The sequence below is a fragment of the Dyadobacter sp. 676 genome (assembly GCF_040448675.1).
In the GTDB taxonomy this organism is placed as follows: domain Bacteria; phylum Bacteroidota; class Bacteroidia; order Cytophagales; family Spirosomataceae; genus Dyadobacter.
Window position 1 is genome coordinate 2,986,838 of the sequence record NZ_CP159289.1, and the last position, 18,838, is coordinate 3,005,675.

General features: G+C 51.1%; 15 protein-coding genes. 12 read left to right on the top strand and 3 right to left on the bottom strand.

What is annotated here, in order from left to right; all coding sequences use genetic code 11:
• Positions 1–187: 187 nt before the first annotated feature.
• Positions 188–2,488, bottom strand: coding sequence for a penicillin-binding protein 1C (pbpC, locus tag ABV298_RS13445; RefSeq protein WP_353722596.1), 2,301 nt, complete (start codon positions 2,486–2,488; stop codon positions 188–190).
• 164 nt (positions 2,489–2,652) lie between these two features.
• Between pbpC and glpK the strand changes: the two genes are divergently transcribed.
• The 7 genes from glpK (at position 2,653) to ABV298_RS13480 (ending at position 12,014) form a co-directional block, all read left to right on the top strand.
• On the top strand, positions 2,653–4,152 hold the full coding sequence (glpK, locus tag ABV298_RS13450; protein ID WP_353722597.1) for a glycerol kinase GlpK: 1,500 nt from the start codon (positions 2,653–2,655) through the stop codon (positions 4,150–4,152).
• A 392-nt stretch (positions 4,153–4,544) separates the two neighbouring features.
• A complete protein-coding gene (locus ABV298_RS13455) occupies positions 4,545–5,354 on the top strand; it encodes a 3'-5' exonuclease (RefSeq protein WP_353722598.1) in 810 nt (269 codons plus the stop codon).
• A 120-nt stretch (positions 5,355–5,474) separates the two neighbouring features.
• Positions 5,475–5,810: an NADH-quinone oxidoreductase subunit NuoK gene (nuoK, locus tag ABV298_RS13460; RefSeq protein ID WP_169409448.1), complete on the top strand. Its 336-nt coding sequence runs from the start codon at positions 5,475–5,477 to the stop codon at positions 5,808–5,810.
• A gap of 54 nt (positions 5,811–5,864) precedes the next feature.
• Positions 5,865–7,784, top strand: coding sequence for an NADH-quinone oxidoreductase subunit L (nuoL, locus tag ABV298_RS13465; protein ID WP_353722599.1), 1,920 nt, complete (start codon positions 5,865–5,867; stop codon positions 7,782–7,784).
• 54 nt (positions 7,785–7,838) lie between these two features.
• Positions 7,839–9,287 (top strand): NADH-quinone oxidoreductase subunit M, encoded by a 1,449-nt coding sequence (locus ABV298_RS13470; protein ID WP_353722600.1) that lies wholly within the window; start codon positions 7,839–7,841, stop codon positions 9,285–9,287.
• Between the two features lie 9 nt (positions 9,288–9,296).
• On the top strand, positions 9,297–10,691 hold the full coding sequence (locus ABV298_RS13475) for an NADH-quinone oxidoreductase subunit N (RefSeq protein WP_353722601.1): 1,395 nt from the start codon (positions 9,297–9,299) through the stop codon (positions 10,689–10,691).
• A gap of 114 nt (positions 10,692–10,805) precedes the next feature.
• Positions 10,806–12,014 carry a polysaccharide biosynthesis protein gene (locus tag ABV298_RS13480; RefSeq protein WP_353722602.1) on the top strand — a complete coding sequence of 403 codons (1,209 nt, stop codon included), beginning with the start codon at positions 10,806–10,808 and terminating at the stop codon, positions 12,012–12,014.
• Here the strand turns inward: ABV298_RS13480 and ABV298_RS13485 are convergent.
• Complete coding sequence (locus ABV298_RS13485) at positions 11,946–12,857, bottom strand: alpha/beta hydrolase (RefSeq protein ID WP_353722603.1); 912 nt, start codon at positions 12,855–12,857, stop codon at positions 11,946–11,948. The two genes, ABV298_RS13480 and ABV298_RS13485, sit on opposite strands and share 69 nt — an antisense overlap.
• 408 nt (positions 12,858–13,265) lie before the next feature.
• On the opposite strand from ABV298_RS13485, the gene ABV298_RS13490 reads away from it, so the two are divergent.
• The 5 genes from ABV298_RS13490 (at position 13,266) to ABV298_RS13510 (ending at position 18,031) form a co-directional block, all read left to right on the top strand.
• Positions 13,266–14,039: an alpha/beta hydrolase gene (locus ABV298_RS13490; RefSeq protein ID WP_353722604.1), complete on the top strand. Its 774-nt coding sequence runs from the start codon at positions 13,266–13,268 to the stop codon at positions 14,037–14,039.
• An 89-nt stretch (positions 14,040–14,128) separates the two neighbouring features.
• On the top strand, positions 14,129–14,800 hold the full coding sequence (locus ABV298_RS13495; protein ID WP_353722605.1) for a CBS domain-containing protein: 672 nt from the start codon (positions 14,129–14,131) through the stop codon (positions 14,798–14,800).
• Between the two features lie 94 nt (positions 14,801–14,894).
• On the top strand, positions 14,895–15,770 hold the full coding sequence (locus tag ABV298_RS13500; RefSeq protein WP_353722606.1) for an NAD kinase: 876 nt from the start codon (positions 14,895–14,897) through the stop codon (positions 15,768–15,770).
• Positions 15,771–15,797: 27 nt separating this feature from the next.
• Positions 15,798–16,820 (top strand): dipeptide epimerase, encoded by a 1,023-nt coding sequence (locus tag ABV298_RS13505; protein WP_353722607.1) that lies wholly within the window; start codon positions 15,798–15,800, stop codon positions 16,818–16,820.
• 8 nt (positions 16,821–16,828) lie between these two features.
• Complete coding sequence (locus ABV298_RS13510) at positions 16,829–18,031, top strand: aminotransferase class I/II-fold pyridoxal phosphate-dependent enzyme (RefSeq protein ID WP_353722608.1); 1,203 nt, start codon at positions 16,829–16,831, stop codon at positions 18,029–18,031.
• On the opposite strand, the gene tatC is transcribed toward ABV298_RS13510, so the two are convergent.
• A complete protein-coding gene (gene tatC / locus ABV298_RS13515) occupies positions 17,932–18,816 on the bottom strand; it encodes a twin-arginine translocase subunit TatC (protein WP_353722609.1) in 885 nt (294 codons plus the stop codon). The genes ABV298_RS13510 and tatC overlap by 100 nt on opposite strands.
• Between the last annotated feature and the right edge of the window lie 22 nt (positions 18,817–18,838).

Sequence of the window (18,838 nt, forward strand, 5' to 3'; positions counted from 1 at the left end):
TCAACACTTGGCAATTCCGGACCATACTTGACAATACCTGGCTATACCTGACTATCTCTGGCAACTCCTGACCACCTCCGACAATTCCCGACCATACCCGACTACCCCTGACAACACCTGACTACCTCCGACAATTCCCGACCATACTTGACAATCCCTGACAACGCCCGACCAGGATCAACCCGCCCTACATGCGTTTGACGACAATCCAAACATCCGAATTCCGGCCTTTGTCGTCGCTGCACGACACTTTTACACTGCCAAGCGGCGGGCTTAGAAAAACGCTTTCCTGCGGCGGCGATTTTTGGTATAACTTATCATTAACATACCAATACACTTCCTGAACATCATTCGCGGCCTGACATGCGAGCTGGATTTGCTGCGGCTCATCTTTGCGAATGTAATATTCGCTTCCTTCGTGGGGACTAACGATCAATGGTGCGCCTTCGTGGAAAACCCTTTCGCATTGCGGATTATGGGGAGGGATTTTCTGGTAGGGCAGTTTTTGCAATTCATAGAAAGCAATCAGCTCCGGCGCGAGATTGGGGTAAGCCTTTTTTTCAAATCCTTTTTCAGGAAGGCAATAGGTACAATATGACATCTTTCCGACCGCATCGGTAAAAACCCAGCGCATATGCCGGCATTTCCGGTAGGCCGAAACACCTAAAATATACTGATCCGGCACCTGATGGTCGCAGAAATCGGACGGGATGTCGCCGCTCACCGGACAAACGTTGCGGAGCGAAATGTTGGCCGGCGATTTATACCAGCCTTTCGGTGAATTGTAATCCAGCGTATTGAAGATCGAAAACAGCAGCGGCGTGGCCGTATTGGCGCCGCTTAGCTCGGGCACGCCTTCGCCCGAAAAATTACCTACCCATACACCCACCGTGTACCGGCGGTTGTAACCGATGCTCCATGCATCCCGCTTGCCATAGGAGGTCCCGGTTTTCCAGGCGATCCGGGGCAAATGGAAGGTATTGGCAAAGTTCGTCGGCAAATCCGGCCTTGTAATCTGGGTGAGGATGCCTGTGGTGAGGAAAGTCGCTTCTTCGGAAAGGATCGGATTTCCCTTTTTATCTAAAATATCGCCGTCCAAAAACCGAAGATTCCGTAGCTTTCCTACGTTGGCAAACGCAGCAAAAAGTCGCGTAAGCTCTTCCAGCGTGACCCCACAGCCGCCCAGAATCATCGAAAGACCGAGGTCCCTGGCTTGCTTGTCAACTGTCTTAAAACCGGCTTTACGAAGTTTGGCAATCAAAGCGGGTGTGCCGATATCTTTCAAAACTTTCACCGCCGGAATATTCAGCGAATTGGCCAATGCGAATTCGGTGGTTACCGCCCCGTTGAAATGCCTGTCAAAATTTTCAGGTTCATAGCCGTTAAAATTACCCGGGACATCGTTCAATACTGATTTCGGTGTGATGATACCCGCGTCGAATGCGATAGCATATAATAATGGTTTCAAGGTGCTTCCCGGCGAACGCACCGCCCGCACGCCGTCGACCTGGCCGCCGTCGAAAGGATTGTCGAAATCCGCGGAACCGACGTAAGCCTCCACTTCCATGGTTTCGTTGTTCACAACGAGTACAGCGGCGTTGTGGATATTCATGGATTGCCTCCGGTTAATATAATTTCTCACCTGCTCTTCGATCTGGCTTTGCGCTTGCAAGTTAAGATTTGTGCGGATCACGGGCGTGTCAGGATTTTGCTGCCGAAGGCGGATGGAGAGGTGCGGCGCGAGGCGAGGGCTTTGAAGGCGGCGAATTTCCAACGGCTCGTTCAGTGCATCGCGGATCACATTCTGGTCGAAAAGGCCGGCTTCTTCAAAACGTTTCAGCCAGTTGTTCCTCGCCTGGCGCAGGGCGTCGTTTCGCGTGCCCGGGCGCAGGCTTGAAGGCCGGTTAGGCACGATCGTCAATGCTGTGATTTCGGAGAGGCTCAGCAGCTGCGGCGCCTTGCCGAAATAAAACAACGAGGCGGCCTTTATGCCTTCGATGTTTCCTCCATAGGGAACCAGGTTTAGATAAAATTGGAGGATTTCGTCTTTGGAATAATGCATTTCCAGTTGAAACGCATGCCACATTTCCACTACCTTATTTAAATAAGTCCGCGGACGCGGGTCCATCAGGCGCACCACCTGCATGGTGATCGTGGATGCGCCAGAAGTTCTTCTGCCCGAGAATGCATTCCTGGCCGCCGCACGCACCACCGCAAACGGGTTCACGCCTGGATGATAGTAGAAATACTGATCTTCTTTATAAATCAACGTTTTACGGAGCAACGGCGTGATTTCGTTCACATTGGAATACAGCCGCCATTTATCTTCCTTACTCAAAAAAGCATGAATGACGCGGCCTTTCCGATCGGTAATCTGCGTCGCATAATGGATATCCGGATTGAACGGAAACGCAAAGTCGAGCGCTATGAAAACGGTGATGAGGCAGACCAATGCCAACAACGCTTTTCTAACCCTGCTATGCTTCATGAGAGGATTTCCTGAAATTACTTAGTGTATCCGTAAATATAGGCAACGCCGTCGTGCCGTTTTCATGTGTTCCGTTCAATAAAATCGCGGCTGTATTTGTGCCGCTCGGTTAATTTTCCCTATTTACTTGCTTTACTACAAATAAAATCAATCATAATACCATTATGTCCAAATACATTGCCGCCATCGACCAGGGAACCACCAGCACACGCTGCATACTTTTCAACAAACAAGGGAATATCGTTTCGGTAGGACAAAAGGAGCACGAACAGATTTACCCACGTCCGGGTTGGGTCGAGCATAATCCCACGGAAATATGGAAAAACACCCTTGAAGTGATCGCTCTGGCGCGTATTAATGTATCGGCACACGCGTCGGACATCGCGGCGCTGGGTATTACCAACCAGCGTGAAACGACGGTCGTCTGGAACAAACGGACCGGCAAGCCCTATTACAATGCATTGGTCTGGCAAGACACCCGCACCACCGACCTTGTCGCGAAATATGAAAAGGAAGGCGGGCTCAACCAGTTCCGGGATATTACCGGCCTGCCTGTTTCGACCTATTTCAGTGGTTTGAAACTAAAATGGTTGCTGGAAAATGTCGCGGGCATCCGCGAGGACGCCGAGAAAGGTGAGGCGATTTTCGGGAATATCGACACTTTCCTCATCTGGCACCTTACCGGCGGCACGCACGGCGGCATTCACGTCACCGACGTAACCAACGCAAGCCGTACACAACTTATGAACCTCCGTACGCTGCAATGGGACAAGTCCATGCTCGCGGCATACAATATCCCCGAAACGATGCTGCCGGCCATAAAAAGCAGCAGCGAAATATATGGATACGCCACCCACGAAGTGCTTCCGGGTGTGCCTGTGGCCGGCGACCTGGGCGATCAGCACGCCGCATTGGTAGGGCAAACCTGCTTCGAACCCGGAATGGCCAAGAATACCTATGGCACCGGCTGCTTTCTGGTCATGAATACGGGTAACGAACTGAAAACCTCCGAAAACGGCCTGCTAACCACCATTTCCTACAAATTCGGCGACCAGCCGGTGCAATACGCTCTGGAAGGAAGCGTGGCCGTCACGGGTGCGCTTGTGCAATGGCTGCGCGACAACCTGGGCCTGATCCGGAACAGCAGCGACATAGAACCGCTTGCCCGGACCGTCGAAGACAACGGCGGCGCCTATTTCGTACCTGCATTTTCCGGCTTGTATGCACCCTACTGGCGCAACGACGCGCGCGGCGTCATAGCCGGCCTGACGCGCTATGTGACCAAAGGGCATATTGCCCGCGCGGTACTGGAAGCGACTGCTTATCAGACCGTCGACGTAGTCCGCGCGATGGAGCAGGACTCCGCCATTCGGCTCTCCAGTCTTCGAGTGGACGGCGGTATGGTGCATAACCAGCTGCTGATGCAATTTCAATCCGATATTCTCAACACGCAGGTTGTGTCCCCGGCTGTTGCCGAAACTACCGCATTGGGAGCCGCCTACGCCGCCGGATTGGCCGTGGGATATTGGCCGAGCACCGAGGATTTGAAGAAAAACTGGGCGGTAGCGCATACCTGGAACCCGAATATGGCCGAAGAAAAGCGCAATGCCTATTACAAAGGCTGGAAGAAGGCGGTTACGAAGTCGTATGACTGGATTGATTAGTGGCGTGTTTTGTCGGGAATGGTCAGGCATGGTCATTTGTAGTCAAGTATTGTCAAGTATAGTCAGGGATTGACAGGTGTGGTCATTTGTTGTCAAGTATTGTCATTAATAGTAGGTGTGGTTGGGAATTGAAAACAAAATTTTTCCTTTCTCCGCTACAAATGACCATACGTGACTACTCCCGACCATATCTGACCACACTTGGTTAACAGTGACCATACCTGACAACAAATGACTACTCCTGTCAATCCCTGACTATACTTGACTACAAATGACCATGCCTGACAACCGCCGGACTAACGCTTTTTTATAATCTGTATAAACAAGCCCATTCCTTGCGCTATCCCACCGTTCACCTTAACTTCGCGGTGCCAAATCAACCTTAGTAACCCATGCATACCCTCCATCTCAAAAAGCCCCTTGCTTTTTTTGATCTTGAGACAACTGGAGTCAACATCGTCCGCGACCGCATTGTAGAGATTTCCGTTGTGAAAGCATTGGTGAACGGCGAAACCGAAATCCGCACGCGGCGTATTAATCCTGAAATGCCTATCCCGCTCGAAAGCAGCCTGATACACGGCATTTATGACGAAGACGTCAAAGACGCTCCCACATTCAAAAGCATTGCAAAAAACCTGGCGGCCTTCCTCGAAGGCTGCGATCTGGCTGGTTTCAACAGCAACCGCTTCGACATTCCGATGCTTGTCGAAGAATTCCTGCGCGTGGGTGTGGATTTCGATATCAAGAACCGCCGGATGGTCGATGTGCAGCGCATTTACCACATGATGGAGCCTCGCAACCTCGCAGCGGCCTACAAATATTATTGCGGCAAAACGCTCGACAACGCCCACAGCGCCGAGGCCGATACCATTGCCACATTTGAAATTTTGCAAGGACAAATCGAACGCTATCAAGGTGTTACGATAGTCGATTCGCATGGCAACGTGACCGAGCCGATCAAAAACGACATCGCCGTACTGCACGAACTGACCGCGTCGAAAATCGTAGACTTCGCGGGCCGGATGGTGTATAACGACAAGGGCGAGGAAGTTTTCAATTTTGGCAAGCACAATGGCAAACGCGTAGCCGACATCCTTAAAAACGAACCGTCGTTCTTCGACTGGATGATGAAAGGAGAGTTCCCGCTCGACACTAAACGGAAATTGACGGAGATTAAATTGAGGGGATTAACCCAACGCTGACATAATCTCGGCTCAGGTTTGAGTAAGTAGTAATTATGTCTATTTTTGCCTGAAATCTATTTTTGACTATTTTAACCGGATATCCAATAAGGTAAACCTGCTATGATCCCAAACCCCACCATGCCAGAGGTTAACATACCAGCGGTTATTCAAAATATCCCACTTCAAAGCTATTTAATTCTCAGCACCTTACTATTTGTAATCGGCATTATCGGTGTGCTTACGCGCAGGAATGCGATTATCATTTTCATGTCGATTGAATTGATGCTGAATGCCGCAAACCTGCTGCTGATCGCATTCTCTTCATACCGGTCCGATCCTTCCGCACAGGTTTTCGTATTCTTTATTATGGCCGTAGCAGCCGCCGAAGTAGCCGTGGGGCTCGCCATTATCGTAATGATTTACCGCAACACCAGAAATACGGATATCGGGTTCCTCAACAAGCTGAAATGGTAAGATTTCGGCGCACTAACCGGTCAAAACCAAGAGATTAAAGATTAAAAAATAGACATGTCTGCATCATTACTCATCCTGATTCCGCTGTTGCCGCTCGCAGGCTTTCTGATCAACGGAATCGGATTTCCCAACATCCCCAAAGGCGCAGTAGGCATTATCGGAACTTTGGCGGTGGTGGCCAGCTTCGCGCTGTCGGTCATGACGTTCAATGCGTTCGTTACCTCGGGCAGTCAGCCGTTTATAGTACCGCTCTTCGACTGGATCACCGTCGGCGACCTTAATATCCCGTTCTCCTTCCAGGTCGACCAGCTTTCGTTGCTGATGCTGATGATCATCACCGGCGTAGGTTCGCTGATCCACATTTATTCGATCGGCTACATGCATCACGATTCAGGTTTTGGTAAATTTTTCGCTTATCTGAACCTGTTTTTGTTTTTCATGCTCCTGCTGGTGCTTGGCTCGAACTACGTAATCATGTTCATCGGCTGGGAAGGTGTGGGACTTTGCTCTTACCTACTCATCGGCTTCTGGAACAAGAACACCAGCTACAACAATGCAGCCCGTAAAGCATTCATCATGAACCGTGTAGGAGACCTCGGTTTCCTGCTGGGTATCTTCACGATCATTGCTACGTTCGGTTCGGTCGAATACTCGGAGGTTTTCAGCAAAGCGGCCGCCGGTTTCCAGGTAGGCGATCCGGTGATAATTACCATTACGCTGTTTCTTTTTGTGGGTGCGATGGGTAAATCGGCACAGATACCGCTGTATACCTGGCTCCCCGACGCGATGGCCGGCCCGACGCCCGTTTCGGCCCTGATCCACGCCGCTACGATGGTTACCGCGGGCATTTACATGGTGATCCGATCCAACGTGCTCTATTCATTGGCGCCTTCAACCCTCGAAATCGTGGGCATTATCGGTGGCGCTACCGCATTGTTCGCCGCTTCGATCGGCCTTTTACAAAACGACATCAAGAAAGTACTGGCATATTCCACAGTTAGTCAGCTGGGTTATATGTTTATGGCCCTGGGCGTGATGGCCTATTCGGCATCCATGTTCCATGTAATCACCCATGCATTCTTCAAGGCATTGCTCTTCCTCGGCGCCGGTAGCGTGATCCACGCCATGTCCGACGAGCAGGATATCCGGTCGATGGGTGGTTTGAGAAAAAAATTGCCTGTTACGTTCATTACATTCTTTTTCGGAACCTGGGCAATTTCAGGTATCCCGCCACTTGCAGGTTTCTTCTCGAAAGATGAAATCCTTGCCCACGTTTTTGAACACAACAAAATCCTGTGGGTAATCGGTGTGCTGGGCTCGATCATGACTTCCTTCTATATGTTCCGCCTGTTGTTCCTGACATTCTTCGGGACCTTCCGCGGCACGCACGAGCAGGAGCACCATTTGCACGAATCACCTGCTTCGATGACCATTCCGTTGATCATCCTCGCCATTCTTTCTGCCCTGGGTGGTTTCATCGGTGTTCCTGAGGCATTGCACGGGTCGCACCAGTTGGCCCAGTTCATGAGCCCGTTGTATGATCTGGCCAAAACTGCAAATCCGGCTGCGTTCGAGCATACTTCCCTTTCGCATTCGGAAGAATATATGCTGATGGCGATTTCAGTTGCTGCTGCATTGATTTCCGCCATCGCCGCTTATGTGATGTACGTACAAAAAGGTGCGGTACCAGCCCCCGATTCAGAAGAAAAATCAGGCTTGCAGCGTGTGGTTTATAACAAGTATTATGTCGACGAACTATACGATGCGGTATTTGTAAAACCAATCAAAACGCTTTCCAACATCCTGTACAGCTTCGGCGAGATCACGATCGATTTGATCATCGAGGCGTTTACCGGGCTGGTCAACCTGATAGCGAAGCTATTGAGAAAAACACAAACCGGCTCCACCGGCGAATATGTGTTCGCGATGGTGATAGGTATCGTGTTGATATTATTCTGGAAGCTGTTACTCTGATCCGATCATTCATCAATCCGTTCAATACTAGTTTCGGACCGTCGACTTGAAAATATGCTTACTCTTCTTTTAATACTTTTACCGATAGCGGCAGGCGTTATCACCCTCCTGTCCGGCGAACGCCTGGCAAAGCAGCTCGCGCTGATTGGTGGCCTTGCTTCGTTGGGCGTCGCTATTTTCACCTGGCTGCAATTCGACCCCGCAGCCGGTTCTCAATTTGGGTTTAAATACGCATGGGTAGCTTCCGGAGGCATTTCTTTCGCTGCGGGCATCGACGGCATCAGCATGCTGCTGGTATTGCTGACAACCTTCCTGACGCCGCTAATCATTCTTTCGGCATTTAAAAACGAATACAAAAACCCGGCATCGTTCTACTCGCTGATCCTCTTTATGGAGGCCGCGCTGATCGGCGTTTTCACCGCTACGGACGCGTTCCTGTTCTACCTCTTTTTCGAGGCGGCGCTGATACCGGTTTACTTCCTGTCGGCGATCTGGGGTGGCGAAAACCGCATCAAGGTCACTTTCAAGTTCTTCATCTACACCATTTTCGGGAGCTTGTTCATGCTCGTGGCATTGGTTTATTTGTATTACCAGACACCGGGCACGCATACTTCCGAAATCGCGGCATTTTATCAGCTGCAACTGAGCCCGGCGGCGCAAGGCTTCCTGTTCTGGGCGTTTTTCATTGCGTTCGCGATTAAAATGCCGCTCTTTCCGTTCCATACCTGGCAACCCGACACCTACACCGAGTCGCCTACGCCGGCCACCATGCTGCTATCGGGTATTATGCTGAAAATGGGAGTTTACGGATTGATCCGCCTGCTGCTGCCCATTGTACCTGCGGGTATGGAGCAATGGGGCTTCCTGGCGATGATCCTGGCTGTAACCGGCATCATTTACGGTTCGATCATCGCGATCCAGCAAAGCGATATGAAAACACTCATCGCCTATTCGTCCTTCGCGCACGTAGGACTGATGGCTGCCGGCGTATTCTCTTCTTCGCTGAATGGCCTGCAAGGCGCGCTGATCCAGATGCTCGCGCACGGCATCAACGTGATCGGCCTGTTTTTTATCGTCGATATCATTTATTCAAGAACCAAAACCCGCTATCTCGACCAGCTTGGGGGCATCACCCAAAGCACGCCGCATTTGAGCGTGTATTTTATGGTATTGCTGCTTGGCAGCGTCGCATTGCCGCTTACCAACGGTTTTGTAGGTGAATTCCTGTTGCTTTCGAGTGTATTCCAATACAAGAGCTGGCTGGGCGCGGTGGCCGGTCTGACGATCATTCTCGGTTCGGTGTACATGCTCCGTCTCTTCCAAAAATCCATGTTCGGGCCGAAATCGAAATGGGTGGAAGGCTTCCAGGACCTTACCGCCAGCGAGCGCGCCGTTCTGCTGCCGCTGGTAATCATGGTATTCTGGATCGGTATTTACCCAAGCACATTCCTGAAAATAACAGAGCCCGCTGTAAACCAACTGTTGCAACTGGTCAATAACTAAGTTAAGAATATGTATCCCATTATATTGTTGTCGGTTTTTGGAGTGTTAACGCTTTTCCTGGGCTTTTCAAAATCCAAGAACATCCTCTTGCCAGCTACCCTGCTTTTCCTCGCAATCGCATTGGGAAGCAACTTCATCGAATGGGGAAAGGGGCCGTTTCTCTACTTCCACGACATGTTGCGGGTAGATAACCTCACGCTCGCATTCAACGGGATCGTTTTGCTGTCGGCATTCATGATCGCGGCCATTTCGGGTGGTTTCCAGGACAATACGGATTCCGAACCGGCCGAATATTATGGACTGATGCTGTTTTCGCTCGTAGGCGCCATCATGATGATCGGTTTCGATCACCTGATCATGCTGTTCATCGGGGTCGAGATCCTTTCCGTTGCCATGTACGTGCTCACGGGAAGCAATAAGCGTAATCTCCGCTCCAATGAGGCGGCGTTGAAATACCTGTTGATGGGTGCGTTCGCCACGGGTTTCATGCTCTTCGGCATGACCCTGCTTTACGGTGCGACAGGCTCCTTCAAACTCGTTGCCATCCAGGGCTTCGCGTCCAACATGCCTGCTAGCGCACCGTCTTACATTTTCTACGCAGGTTTGCTGCTGCTTTTGATCGGTATGCTCTTCAAAGTGTCGGCCGCGCCGTTCCATTTCTGGACGCCGGATGTTTACGAAGGAGCTCCTACGATTTTCACGACCTTCATGTCGACGATCGTGAAAACGGCCGGTTTTGCGGCATTATTCCGCTTGCTGAATCATTCCTTCGCCATCTACAACTTCTGGTGGATCGTAATCGCGGCCATCGCGGTGCTTACGATGCTTGTCGGGAACATCGGCGCAACGAGCCAGGCCAGCTTCAAGAGAATGCTCGCTTACTCGGGTATTTCGCATGCCGGCTACCTGCTCATCGCATTGACTGCTCTTACCAAACCCAGCCAGAACGCCATTATTTTTTACTCCCTCGCCTATTCGCTTTCCACCATTGCGGCGTTCGGGGTACTGATACTCGTTTCGAAAGAGAAAAGCATCGAAGGCCAACCGAATGATCGCTACGAAGCATTCAATGGTTTGGCAAAGCAAAATCCACTGCTGGCATTCGTACTGGCAGTATCCATGCTGTCGCTGGCAGGTATCCCGCTTACAGCGGGCTTCTGGGGGAAATTCTTCATCTTTACCAGCGCGGCCGAGCGCGGCATTATGTGGATAACGGTGATCGCCGTATTGATGTCGACTGTCGGTATTTACTATTATTTCCGCGTTATCATTTCTTCTTATTTTAAAGAGGGCGACACGGTGAAAATCCGCGTGGCGCCATTCTATCAGATCATTCTGGTCCTGGCTACCTTCCTGACAATCCTGTTCGGTCTGGCCCCCGGTATTTTCGAGAAACTGATATAAAGATTTGTAATTAATACTTTGCGAAAAGAGCTGTACATTTTTGCAGCTCTTTTTTTGTGACCAAATGTCCGATCGGACGTATCAAGGATATCCATTATCTTAAACGATATCCCGATGCAAACAAAACAGCACACCTATCCATTCGGCACATTCGCGCCGGAAGACCTCCTCGGCCGCGAACCGGTTGTACTTGATCCTCGCAATATCATCCGCGAAATGCGGGACCGGATAGTCATGATTACCGGTGCCGCAGGGACGATCGGCAGCGAGCTCGCCTCACAGGTATGCACATACGCCCCGGCGAAGGTCATTCTGGTGGATCAGGCAGAAACCCCGCTGCACGATCTGGACCTTTTTCTCAAGCACAAATTCCCGCGGGTGCACGTGCTCAGCGAGGTAGCGAATATCACCAACGCCTCGCGCATGGCGCAAATCCTTGCGCAATCGGGCGCCCGCGTCATTTTCCATGCCGCCGCGTACAAGCACGTCCCGTTCATGGAACGGCATCCTTACGAGGCCATTAAAACCAATATCCTGGGCACCGAAATCCTGGCAGACCTCGCACTATCCCACGGCGTCGACAAATTCGTTTACATCTCAACCGATAAAGCCGTGAAACCCGGCAGTGTAATGGGCGCCACGAAGCGCCTGGCGGAAATCTATCTTCAACATTTAAGTAAGGAATATCCCTGCCAGACAAAGTTCGTTGTCACCCGTTTTGGAAATGTACTGGGTTCGAACGGCTCATTCCTGCTGCGTTTTGCACAACAAATCCGCGAGGGCGGGCCGGTAACCGTTACGCACCCTGATGCGCAGCGGTATATGATGACCGTCTCCGAAGCTTGCCAGCTCGTTCTGGAAGCGGCTGCCACCAGCCAGGGCAGTGAAATTCTGTCATTCGACATGGGCTGGCCGGTGAAGATTATGGATGTGGCGAAAAGAATGATCCGCCTTTCGGGGAAGGCTCATATCGAGGTTCAGTTCACCGGATTGAGGCCCGGTGAAAAACTATGCGAAGAACCGGCCGTGGAGGTTGGTGCGTTTGAAAAGGAATGTGGACAGATAAAAAGCATTCCTTTCTCCAAATCAATCGGTTTTTGCATGCGTCAATGCATGTCTGTTTTACAGGAAGCACTGGATTCCGGCCAGGCCGAACGTATGGTCGCCATCCTGAAAATGGCCATCCCGGACTACATCAGCGTCAACTCGGCCTTTACAAAACTGGATTTGAAGCGTAGCGTGCCGTTGCCCGGGTTACTTTTCAGGCAGGAAGCCGGTTATCCGCATCCATTGGAGGCACCGTCCGAACCATTCGTCGAATGAAGGCACTTTTGGGTAGCCATGTTGCCCCCTGGCGTAAATGTGCATGTCGGCGGCAATACCTTTGGCGTTCAATGCTTCGTAGAAGCGAAGGCTGTTGGATACCGGCACGACCGTATCGTCGCCCGCGTGGGTGAGATATGCCGGGGGCGTAGATGCCGTAACCTGCAAATCGTTGGAGAAATACCGCACACGCTCTGCAGATGGCGACGGCCCCAGCAGATTGGCGGAAGAACCCTTGTGCCCAATTTTTCCCTCAAAACTGATAACCGGGTAAACAAGCACCATGAAATCGGGACGGAGGCTCGTTTTTTGAGGATTGTCGATAAAACTGCTGTCATAATGCGTACCGGCCGTGGACGCCAGATGCCCGCCCGCCGAAAAGCCCATAATGCCGATCTTCGCAGGATCTACGTGCCATTCCTTCGCTCTTTCACGGACCGTCCTGATGGCCTGCTGCGCGTCTTGCAATGGCCCCATCGACTTATCCTTCATCGTACGGTCGCTTGGCAGGCGGTATTTCAGTACAAATGCGGCAATACCTTGCCTGTTCAGCTCCTTTGCCACGCGGTAGCCCTCCCGTTCGATCACCAGCACGCCGTAGCCGCCTCCGGGGCATACGATCACCGCCGTGCCGTTTCCCATACCTGCCGGCGGAAGGAACGCGGTAAGCGTAGGTATCGACACGTCCCGGACGACGTTGTCCTTGCTCGTCTCCTGGTTCTCCGCCTCGATCGCATTGGGAATCTTCCCCGGATAAAGCGGCATTTCGGTTTGCGCATGCAGCGCGACGGAGACGAACAGGGTAGCGCAAACGGCAGTTAACAGGCAGGATATCTTGGCCATTTCTATGGAATCGAAGAATTTGCAGTCGTATTTAATTTTTTTCTAATACCTTTTGAATAGTATTTCTGGCTAAATTTCGGTTACACTCAGAAACGCGGCTACCCCGAGCCGGGACGTGTTTATGCGCTTCGTCCTGTAACCGGTGGATAATTGGTTTAAGACAGGACCAACCAAAATATACCCGGTTCAACAACGCCGGCCGGCGGAAGCAGCAAGTGAACAGAATTGCACCATTCTATGTTATTCGACTAATTCTTTTATTATTAATATAATATTTACAAGAAATTCGGAAAGCGTTTCTTACTTTGGCTCATTGAACAATCAAAAAAATAACTAGTTTTGTAGAGTATCCTAATCATGCACTAGTTTCTTTGATAAGTTATAAATGGTCTTAAATCCACAAAAAGAATGAAATATACAGTACATGCAGAAGGCAGGTTTCAGTTTATCGACGAGGGAAAGGGCGAAACATTACTGCTTTTGCATGGCCTTTTCGGTGCATTGAGTAACTGGGATGGTATTATCGACCATTTTTCAAGTCGCTACCGGGTGGTTATTCCACTGCTTCCGATCTATGAACTTCCGCCGCGCGAGGCCGGTCTGGAAGCATTGCTCGCCTTTCTGGAAGACTTTGTTTCATTTAAAAATCTAATTAACGTTACGGTTATCGGTAACTCACTGGGCGGGCATATCGGCTTGCTGTACACCCTCAAAAACCAGGACAACGTACAACGGCTGGTTCTCACGGGGAGTTCGGGCCTGTTCGAGAACTCGATGGGTGGCTCCTTCCCGAAACGTGGAAGTTATGATTATATCAAGGAACGTGTAGCCTATACCTTCTACGATCCGGAGGTGGCCACGAAAGAGCTTATCGACGAAGTTTTTGAAACTACATCCAGTATTCCGAAGTGCATGAGCATCGTGGGCATCGCCAAATCGGCTCAGCGGCACAATCTTGCGAAGGATTTGCACCAGATCACGGTTCCTACGCTGCTTGTCTGGGGTTTGAACGACACGATCACGCCGCCACATGTAGGCTATGAATTCAACCGGCTGATTGCCAATTCGGAATTGTATTTTATCGATAAATGCTGCCATGCGCCGATGATGGAGCACCCGCACGAGTTCAATGTGATCCTGGAAAGCTTCCTCGAAAAACACGTGACAGTGCCGATGGCTTAAAACCAGGGAATTCCGGTGAAATTTCTTTTGTTACGATAGTTGATCTGTATATTGTTTTTTTATAGCTTCGGAAAATGACGTTCTGACCCATGCTCGCAGCCACTCTGATAAATCCCATGATCCCCGTGCTGAAACCGACCGATTCGGTGGGTACGGCTTTGGATTGGATGGATGAATTCGGGGTAAAACAGCTTGTCGTTGCCGATTCGGGCGTTTACCAGGGCATTGTTTCGGAAGACATTCTTTTCGACATCCCCGATATCGCCGAGCATCTTTCCAAGGTCATCATCCAGCATAAGGACATTTTCGCGACGGAAGACCAGCACCCTTACGAACTGCTGCGGCTTGTGAACCAGTTCGGGCTGGTGGTTATCCCCGTGTTGCATGAGGACCGCACATTTGCCGGCAGCATTCTCGTCAACGACCTTGTCGAACGCTTCGTAAACGAGCTGGGCGTTCAGGAAAAAGGCGCCGTTATCGTGCTCAAAATTGAGGAAAGAAGCTATTCGCTTTCCGAAGTCAGCCGTTTGATCGAATCCAATGGCGTGAAAGTGCTCAGCAGTTACTATTCTTCCGGAGAAGTTTATAACCCCACCAACGAGGCCCGGCTAACGCTGAAACTGAACCGGACCCACATTACTCCTATTATCGCCACGCTGGAACGCTTCGGGTATGAAATCGAGGAAGCGCACGCCAACGACCCCATCGAAAGCCTCGATCAGGAACGCCTGGATATGCTTTTGCGGTACCTGGCTACCTAGGCATCCCGCAACCGGCAAATGTTCCTGCGGCTTTTGAATCGGCATATTTGTCGCGTATCTTTCGGGTGAAACCACAAGTTTTACTTTTTTCTGCATGAAGATCGCCATTCACGGACGCAACTTTAATGAGTCCGCAAGACCTTTCATTGAAAACATGTTTGATGAACTGTCACGCCGGAAAGTTGAGGTTCAGCTGTCAAAGTCTTTCCGGACGTTCCTGGATCAGGCCGGCATTTCGCATCACTCCGAGCTCGTTTACGAAAAGCCGGAGGAACTTTTCGACGCGCGGCTGGTGGTAAGCATGGGTGGCGACGGCACATTACTGGAAACGATTTCGCACGTCGGCAAACGCCAGACACCCGCCATCGGGATCAATGTAGGCCGCCTGGGGTTCCTGGCAACCGTTTCGCCCGAGCGCATTACCGACATGATCGCCGCACTCGAAACCAGCCAGTTCCGCATCGACGAACGTACATTAGTAGAGGTAGAATCCAATATCGATCTTTTCGACGGCCTGAATTTCGGTTTGAACGATTTCACGATCACCAAAACGGATACATCGTCGATGATTACGGTGCACACGTACCTGAACGACGAATTTCTCAACTCCTATTGGGCCGACGGCCTGATCGTATCTACGCCTACCGGCTCGACGGGCTATTCGCTGAGCTGCGGCGGACCGGTGCTCGTACCGCACTCACAGAATTTTATCGTTACGCCTATCAGTCCGCATAACCTGAACGTGCGTCCGCTCGTGGTCGAAGATACGGCCGTGATCCGCCTGGAAGTAAAAAGCCGCAGCAGCAACTTCCTCGTCTCGCTCGACGCTCGGTCTCGCATTGTCGACGAAAATACGCAGCTGCTCGTACGCAAAGCCGGTTTCATTGCCCGGTTGATCAAAATGAAAGACGACAGTTTTTTGAATACATTAAGAAACAAGCTATCGTGGGGCCTCGATATGCGGAATTAGGCCTATGAAATTTCAGTTCTGACACCTATGCAGCTTACCTACCACACTTTTGACCTGCAACTGAAACACACCTTCACCATCGCGCACGACTCGCGCGATGTGCAGCAGACGCTGATCGTGCAACTGAACGACGGCCTATATTCGGGGCTGGGCGAAGCTACTTCCAATCCCTATTACGGCGTCACGATCGAAAACATGATCGCCGCGCTGGAAACCGTGAAGGAAATTGTCGAAAAAGGCGATTACAGCTCGGCGGAGGAACTTTGGACGATTACACACCCTTACCTTCTCGGTAACTCTTTCGCACAATGCGCATTGGACGAAGCGGCACAGGATTATTTTGCCAAAAAGAAAGGCCGGAAGCTGTACGAAAGCTGGGGCCTTTCTCCGGAGCGCATTCCCATGACAAATTTCACTATCGGGATTGACACCGTGGAGAAAATGGTAGCCAAGATGCGCGAACTCCCCTGGCCTATTTATAAGATCAAGCTCGGGACCGACGAAGACCTCCGCATTGTTCAGGAATTAAGGAAAAATACCGACGCGATCTTCCGGGTCGATGCCAATTGTGGCTGGACAGCGAAAAAAACCATTGAGGTAGCACCGAAGCTGGCTGCATTAGGCGTAGAGTTTATCGAACAGCCGCTTCCCGCCGACGATATCCGGGGCATGAAAGAAGTATTTGCGGAGAGCGCATTGCCCGTTATTGCCGATGAAAGCTGCATTACCGAAGATGACGTTGAAAAATGCCACGGCCTGTTCCATGGGGTTAATGTAAAACTTACCAAATGCGGCGGGCCTACCGCCGCGCTGCGGATGCTCGCCAAAGCCAGGACCCTCGGTATGAAAACGATGGTCGGCTGCATGACCGAAACCAGTGTAGGCATTTCCGTCATCGCGCATTTACTTCCGCTGCTCGATTATGTGGATATGGACGGCTCTCTGCTGATTCGTAACGATCCGGCTACCGGCGTAACCTTCGATTTCGGCAAAGTGATCTATGCCGGAGGAAACGGCACGGGCGCTGCCCTGAAACCGGAATTCCAGTAATCCGCGCCGTGAAAATCTACCACACCAGCAAACTCCCGGGCAGGACCGTCGAGACATCCGACGGGCGGGAATTTTTATGGTTCAGTGGAACGGATTACCTTGGAATGGGGCACAACGAAGACCTTCGTAGATATATGCTGTTAGCTACGGAAACTTTCGGAAATCATTACGGCGGTTCCAGAAACAACAGTTTGAGGCTCGATATCTATAATGAGACGGAGCAACAACTATCCGATTTTCTGCAAACCCGCGCCGCCTTGATCGTTTCTTCGGGTATGTGGGCCGGGCAACTGCTCATGAAAGAAATAGAGGACATCGCCCGAAGGAATTCCCGTCCAAAAGAGATCGTCTACCACTACGCTCCGGGGGTTCATCCGGCACTATGGGGCAATGCGTTCCAGCGAACCAATGCGGAATGGCGGGAGTGGGCAGTACAAACGGTCGGGGAAATCAACGCTTCCGATTCCGGCGTTTCACACATCATATGCACGGATGCGGTAGGTTCGCCGATGGTAGAGACCTATGATTTTACTCTTTTCGATACGCTTCAAAACCCATCGGATGTGTGGCTGATAATCGACGAGTCGCATTCGCTAGGCGTGCTCGGTATGGGAGGCAGGGGCGTCGCTTCGGGCATCGGCGAAAAGCTATTGCCGCAAACCATTTTCGTTTCGTCGCTGAACAAAGCCCTGGGAATTCCGGCAGGAGCTATCTGGGGAGCCGACAGCGTGGTGGAAACGGTGCGGAAATCGCCCTGGTACGCCGGCGCTTCCCCACCCGCACCTGCGTACGCATTCGCGCTGGGAATGCTGCTCAAAGAAAACAAATATGTGGCTGCACATACATTGCTGACGGAGAACATAGCGTATTTCAATCGGCATACAAGCGGCGACATGCATTTCAGAACGATACCCGGATATCCGGTATTCTGCTCATCCAGCGCGGCGCTGTTCGATCATCTGCTCGAAAACGGCATTATGGCCTCGTGCTTCCCCTACCCTTCGCCAGCAGATGCTCCGGTAACGCGGATTGCGATTACCGGTTTGCACCAAAAAAGAAGACCTCGACCGGCTGGCCGAGGTCTGTATGCGGTTTATCGCTTAATAGCTTATCAATCTTCGGTGGTTGTCCCTCCCAGTTTGGCGAGCCGCTTCTCCTCGCGCAGTTTCTCGCGTTCCACTTTTGCCGACACCATGATACTCACCTCGTAAAGCAGGAACAACGGTATTGCCACGAGGATCTGGCTGTAAATATCCGGTGAAGGTGTAATGATCGCAGCTACGATCAGGATGACGATCATGGAATGCTTGCGGTATTCTTTCATAAACGACGGTGTCAGCACGCCGATTTTGGACAATACAAATACTACAATAGGCAACTGGAACGCAACGCCGCAAGCGAGCGTCAGCGTCGATACCAGCGATATGTAGGAAGCAAGGCTGAACTCGTTGATGATCGAGGGATCGAGCGTATAATTTGCGAGGAAGTTGATGGCGAGCGGCGACACGACGTAGTAACCAAAAAGCACACCGGAAAAAAACAGGAATGTCACATAAAATACCGCCCCGCGTGCCGAACGCTTTTCGGACGGCTTCAAACCCGGCTCGATAAACCGCCACAGCTCCCAGAAAGCATAGGGAAACGCAAACACCAGACCGGCAATCAACGCCGACGTCATACTCATCGTAAACGCGTCGCCCATACCGATAAGCTGCAACTTGAAATTCAGCGACTTAACGCAAAGGTCATCATAGCCCGTAATTTCCGACAGCTTGCAAAGCATCCGGTACGTCCAGAAATCGGGCCGGGAAGGCGCTACGATCACATAATGGTAGATTTCCTGAATGTAGATAAATGCGATGATAGCAAACACCAGAATCGAAGCGCCGGCACGGATTACATGCCATCTTAATTCTTCGAGATGCGAGAGGAACGACATCTCCTTGCCATCGCCATCCTCCTCTTCTTCTCGTTCAAAATCCTGGTCCAGGGACATACTTTAAATTATTACTAGAACT

Coding starts and splice junctions, on each gene's coding strand:
- glpK (WP_353722597.1), top strand. CDS start 2,653: ATGTCCAAATACATTGCCGCCATCGACCAGGGAACCACCAGCACACGC.
- ABV298_RS13455 (WP_353722598.1), top strand. CDS start 4,545: ATGCATACCCTCCATCTCAAAAAGCCCCTTGCTTTTTTTGATCTTGAG.
- pbpC (WP_353722596.1), bottom strand. CDS start 2,488: ATGAAGCATAGCAGGGTTAGAAAAGCGTTGTTGGCATTGGTCTGCCTC.
- ABV298_RS13505 (WP_353722607.1), top strand. CDS start 15,798: ATGCAGCTTACCTACCACACTTTTGACCTGCAACTGAAACACACCTTC.
- ABV298_RS13495 (WP_353722605.1), top strand. CDS start 14,129: ATGCTCGCAGCCACTCTGATAAATCCCATGATCCCCGTGCTGAAACCG.
- ABV298_RS13485 (WP_353722603.1), bottom strand. CDS start 12,857: ATGGCCAAGATATCCTGCCTGTTAACTGCCGTTTGCGCTACCCTGTTC.
- ABV298_RS13490 (WP_353722604.1), top strand. CDS start 13,266: ATGAAATATACAGTACATGCAGAAGGCAGGTTTCAGTTTATCGACGAG.
- ABV298_RS13480 (WP_353722602.1), top strand. CDS start 10,806: ATGCAAACAAAACAGCACACCTATCCATTCGGCACATTCGCGCCGGAA.
- tatC (WP_353722609.1), bottom strand. CDS start 18,816: ATGTCCCTGGACCAGGATTTTGAACGAGAAGAAGAGGAGGATGGCGAT.
- nuoL (WP_353722599.1), top strand. CDS start 5,865: ATGTCTGCATCATTACTCATCCTGATTCCGCTGTTGCCGCTCGCAGGC.
- ABV298_RS13475 (WP_353722601.1), top strand. CDS start 9,297: ATGTATCCCATTATATTGTTGTCGGTTTTTGGAGTGTTAACGCTTTTC.
- nuoK (WP_169409448.1), top strand. CDS start 5,475: ATGCCAGAGGTTAACATACCAGCGGTTATTCAAAATATCCCACTTCAA.
- ABV298_RS13470 (WP_353722600.1), top strand. CDS start 7,839: ATGCTTACTCTTCTTTTAATACTTTTACCGATAGCGGCAGGCGTTATC.
- ABV298_RS13500 (WP_353722606.1), top strand. CDS start 14,895: ATGAAGATCGCCATTCACGGACGCAACTTTAATGAGTCCGCAAGACCT.